Origin of the sequence: Planktotalea sp., assembly GCF_039984035.1 — a bacterium.
Lineage (GTDB): Bacteria > Pseudomonadota > Alphaproteobacteria > Rhodobacterales > Rhodobacteraceae > Planktotalea.
On sequence record NZ_JBDWVM010000403.1, the window covers coordinates 1 to 3,943 of the forward strand.

Genomic DNA, 3,943 nt, shown 5'->3' on the forward strand with positions numbered 1-3,943 from the left:
AGAGGTCACAAGCAAGGCGCTCAATATTGCCCAAGACGCCGCTTTCCGGAGCAGGGGAGTGGTGCCGGATCAAAAGAATTGGCTCAATACGGCTGCGACCACTGCGATGGGGGCTGCTGGTGGGATGGGCGGTTTGCCGACAGCGTTTGCCGAATTGCCTGTGACCACGACGGTCCTCCTCCGCGCGATCCAAGGGATTGCAGCGGAATATGGTTTTGACCCTGCTGACCCGGAAATACAGGCCGAATGCCTGCATGTTTTCGCAGCGGCCGGTCCATTGGCGAATGATGATGGCGCTGATATGGGATTTTTAAGTGCCCGCGTGACCCTAACGGGCGCAACGGTACAAGGCATCATCACACAAATCGCCCCGCGTTTGGGGGCGGCCTTTGGCCAAAAATTGGCAGCGCAAGCAGTGCCGCTGATTGGGGCTGTCGCTGGCGCGGCGACGAATTATGCCTACACAAGTTACTACCAAGAAATGGCACATGTTCATTTCGGTCTTATGCGCGCGAGCGAGACCTATGGGGTCGACCGCGCGCAGCTCGTTCTAAAATTATCCGAAGCCGTTAAACCGTCTTCAGATATTCAGTGACCGGCTCGCGAACGGATTGCGCACCACTTGCGTGACACTCTTCAATGATCTCGCGTAGTTTCGCGAGATCAACGCGCCGCAGCAGATGTTTGACCGGACCCACAGACGCAGGACGCATTGACAGCGATTTGATGCCAATCGCCGCAAAGCAGGCGGCTTCAATCGGGCGACCTGCATCTTCACCGCAAAACGAAAGCGGCGTATTGGAGGCTTCACTGCGTGTGACGATACCCTGTAGGAAACTTAGGAACGGGATCGACAAGGTATCGTAACGACGGCGCACGCGTTCGTTTTCACGGTCAGCGGCAAAGAAGAACTGTTTTAGATCGTTGCCACCAATCGATAGGAATTCCACCTCATCAAAGAAGGCTTGCGGCGCAAAGGCAAGCGATGGGGTTTCCAACATCGCGCCTATATTGATCTTAATCGGTAGCGGATTTCCCAAGCGGCGTTCGCGCTCAATCGCTTTGTTCATCTCTTCTTTGGCTGCAACATATTCACTGTATTGCGCAATGAAGGGGAACATAATTGACAAGTTTCGCCCCGCTGCCGCGCGCAAAAGCGCCTGCAGCTGCATGCGCATCACACCCGGCTTATCAAGCCCGACACGGATCGCGCGCCAGCCCAAAGCTGGGTTCGGCTCATCATTGGGCTTCATATAGGTCAGGACTTTGTCCGAGCCGATATCGAGCGTGCGAAAGACGACAGGCTTGTCGCCCGCGGCCGTCAGAACACGGCTATAGAGCGCGCTTAATTCAGAGCGCTTGGGCATTTGGTTGCGAACAAGGAACTGAAGTTCTGTCCGAAACAGGCCAACGCCCTCAGCACCAGAATTTTCGAGCGATGGCAAATCTGCCATCAAGCCCGCATTCATAGTCAGTGAAATCGTCGTGCCGCATTTTGTCGTCGCAGGCTTGTCACGCAGCGCTGAATATCGCTCTTGCGCGTCAGCTTGCATTGCCATCTTGTCCGCGAAGGCGGCGCTGACAGTATCGTCAGGGCGCAGGTGCACGATCCCTTGATCGCCATCAACCATGATGTGATCGCCATTGAGCGCTTCACTGCTGATGCGATCGGCATGCACAACAAGCGGAATAGCGAGCGCACGTGCGACAATGGCCGCGTGGGAGCCAACAGATCCCTCTTCAAGCACGATCCCCTTGAGCGAACGGCCATATTCAAGCAGCTCCCCTGGGCCAATATTACGCGCGACAAGCACTGGATCCGCAGGAAGATCAGCGCCGGTTACACTTCCCTGACCCGTCAAGATACGTAGGAGGCGGTTGGACAGGTCATCAAGGTCATGGAGTCGTTCGCGCAGGTAAGTATCAGTGACTTGCCCTAGGCGCGTGCGCGCTTGTGTTTGCTCTTTCTCAACGGCAGCTTCAGCGGACAGGCCATTGGCGATGTCCTCCTGCATACGGCGCATCCAGCCCTTGGAATTGGCGAACATCCGGTAGGCCTCAAGCACTTCGACCTGCTCACCGTCGCCGCCTTTTGCGCCATCAAGCATTTTGTCCACACCTACGCGTAGCGTATCTACTGCCTCGCTCAGACGTCCGCTTTCCTTTTCGGGGTCTTCAGCCACGAGATTTGTCACGACGACACGTGGCTCATGGAGCCAAACATGCCCAATCGCTGCGCCTTCTTGGCCAGTGGTGCCGCGTAACAAGACGGGTTGCTGATGTCGCGCAGAAAGCGCTTCGCCCTCGCCAACAAAGGCGCCGAGTTCCGTCATTTCAGCCAGTACCATCGCAACGACTTCAAGCGCATAGAGCTCGTCCGCTGAAAACAAACGCGCGGCTTTGAATTGTACAACAAGCACGCCAAGCTTTTCGCCAAGGCGTTGGATCGGAATACCAAGGAACGAAGAATAGATTTCTTCGCCAGTTTCCGGCATGAAACGGAAGCCTTTTTCAGATGGAGCATCCGCCGTGTTCACGGTTTTAGAGGTCTTGGCAACGCGGCCAACGAGTCCCTCGCCCAAACGCAGGCGCGTTTGGTGAACGGATTCTGAATGGAGACCCTCAGTCGCGCAAAGCTCTAGGGTTTCGGCATCGCAAAATAGATAGATCGAGCACACCTCAGTTTGCATCGAAGTGGCGATCAAATGGGTGATTTCATCCAGCCGCTGCTGCCCATCGCCGTCCTTGGCCATAGTGTCTCTTAGTCGTCCTAAGAGTTTGCGACTTTCACTTTCCCGTCCGTGCTGCATTTTGCGGTTCCGTCTCCCTCGGCAGAACAGCAGATCAAAAACCCACCGCTCATAAAAAGCTTATGGAGGGGTTATGAGGATTTGGAAAGGGAGAGAGCGGGAAAGAAAATCGCCCGATCAAGCGGAAAGCGGCTCGTCGCACAATTGTTGGGCATATTTCCTCTCTCAGAAAATATCCCGGGGAGCGCGAGGGGCTGGCCCCTCGCACCGGTCCGATCATCAAAATGATCGGAAAATCATCGTCACTTAGGACGCTTTTTCGAGCTCAAACGCGTCATGGAGCGCCTGCACAGCCAACTCCATATATTTGCGATCCACCAAAACAGAGATCTTGATTTCAGAGGTCGCGATGACCTTGATGTTCACGCCTTCATCGCTGAGCGTCTTGAACATTTTTGCAGCAACCCCTGATTGGCTGCGCATGCCGATGCCAACCGCAGAAATCTTGGCAACTTCCGTATCCGCAATCAGATCATGGAAATTGATCTCGCCGGATGTTTTAGCATCTTCCATCGCTTTTTCTGCGCGCTTCACCTGATCGGTTGGGCAAGAGAATGTCATGTCCGTGCGGCCATCTTCGGCAATGTTCTGGATAATCATATCTACATTGACGCCAGCTTCGGACAGCGGGCCAAAAATAGCAGCGGCGATTCCCGGGCGATCGGCCACAGAGACGAGGGTCATTTTTGCTTCATCGCGGCTATAGGCGATACCAGAGACAACGTTGGATTCCATGATTTCCTCCTCATCGCAGACGAGCGTGCCTGCGGTGTCTGATTGTTCTTCAAACGAGCTGAGAACCCGCAATTTAACTTTGTAACGCATTGCCAGTTCGACGGAACGGGTTTGCAAAACCTTCGCGCCAAGGCTGGCAAGTTCTAGCATTTCTTCAAATGCGATCTTGTCGAGTTTGCGCGCTTTGTCCGCGATACGTGGATCGGTTGTGTAAACGCCATCTACGTCTGTGTAGATGTCGCAGCGTTCTGCATCAAATGCAGCGGCAAAGGCGACAGCCGTCGTGTCAGAGCCGCCACGACCAAGCGTTGTGATGCGGCCCTCAGGGCTAACCCCTTGGAAACCCGCAACAACGGCAACGCGCATGCCCTCGTTGAACTTGCCGACGATATTCTCTG

Annotated in this window: 3 protein-coding genes; 1 reads left to right on the forward strand and 2 read right to left on the reverse strand. The window is 54.9% G+C overall.

Annotated features, from left to right (window positions below):
* A partial coding sequence (locus tag ABJQ89_RS17650; RefSeq protein WP_348497470.1) for an EcsC family protein occupies positions 1-595 on the forward strand: 595 nt, incomplete at its 5' end.
* Here ABJQ89_RS17650 and ptsP read toward each other — a convergent pair.
* Both ptsP and ABJQ89_RS17660 read right to left on the reverse strand, forming a co-directional pair.
* Positions 570-2,810, reverse strand: a complete 2,241-nt coding sequence (gene ptsP, locus ABJQ89_RS17655; protein WP_348497471.1) for a phosphoenolpyruvate--protein phosphotransferase — start codon at positions 2,808-2,810, stop codon at positions 570-572. The genes ABJQ89_RS17650 and ptsP overlap by 26 nt on opposite strands.
* A 246-nt stretch (positions 2,811-3,056) precedes the next feature.
* Positions 3,057-3,943: aspartate kinase (locus tag ABJQ89_RS17660; RefSeq protein WP_348497472.1), on the reverse strand; the 887-nt coding region annotated here is incomplete at its 5' end.

What these genes read in the sequence shown, in the direction of transcription:
- ptsP (WP_348497471.1), bottom strand. Translation starts at nt 2,810, where the DNA reads ATGCAGCACGGACGGGAAAGTGAAAGTCGCAAACTCTTAGGACGACTA.